The sequence below is a fragment of the Paraburkholderia sp. EG304 genome, assembly GCF_046543485.1.
GTDB lineage: Bacteria > Pseudomonadota > Gammaproteobacteria > Burkholderiales > Burkholderiaceae > Paraburkholderia > Paraburkholderia youngii.
In genome coordinates this window covers 1-399 of the sequence record NZ_JBKGUA010000370.1, presented here as the reverse complement: position 1 = coordinate 399, position 399 = coordinate 1, and the positions used below count along the sequence as shown (strand labels likewise).

Below are 399 nucleotides of genomic sequence, written 5' to 3'. Positions count from 1 at the left end.
GAGCTCAAGCGCCATATCAATCCCACGCGCGTACCGATTGAGGAAAAGGAAAGCTGGCGATGGCTGGAGAATATGCGCCAGTCGACCGAGCTTCTCGACGATCCTGTGCGTTGCATTCACATCGGCGCTCGGGAAAGCGACATTTACGAGCTGTTTTGCACCGCATACGATCTTTGCACCGTAAGCGGCCAGCAAACCCGTCTTGGCGAACTGAACTAGCGGATGGGATCCGCCGGTTGCCAGCGATGAGGCAGCAATGCTGCGATGTCGCCGGCCTTTTGAGTCGGCAATCGGGTGAGAACGTCCTTCAGGTAGGCATGCGGTTCGTGCCCATTCAGTTGCGCTGAACGTAGCAGACTCATGATGGCTGCGGCTCGTTTGCCGGCTCGAAGCGAACCG

Annotated in this window: 1 protein-coding gene and 1 pseudogene; one reads left to right on the top strand and one right to left on the bottom strand. The window is 57.9% G+C overall.

Annotated elements, in window-relative coordinates:
* Window positions 1-219 (top strand): annotated as a pseudogene (locus tag ACLFKU_RS44330) (hypothetical protein); the annotation flags it as partial.
* Here ACLFKU_RS44330 and ACLFKU_RS44325 read toward each other — a convergent pair.
* The coding region (locus ACLFKU_RS44325; protein ID WP_410853466.1) for a transposase domain-containing protein at window positions 216-399 on the bottom strand (184 nt) is incomplete at its 5' end. The pseudogene ACLFKU_RS44330 and the gene ACLFKU_RS44325 overlap by 4 nt on opposite strands.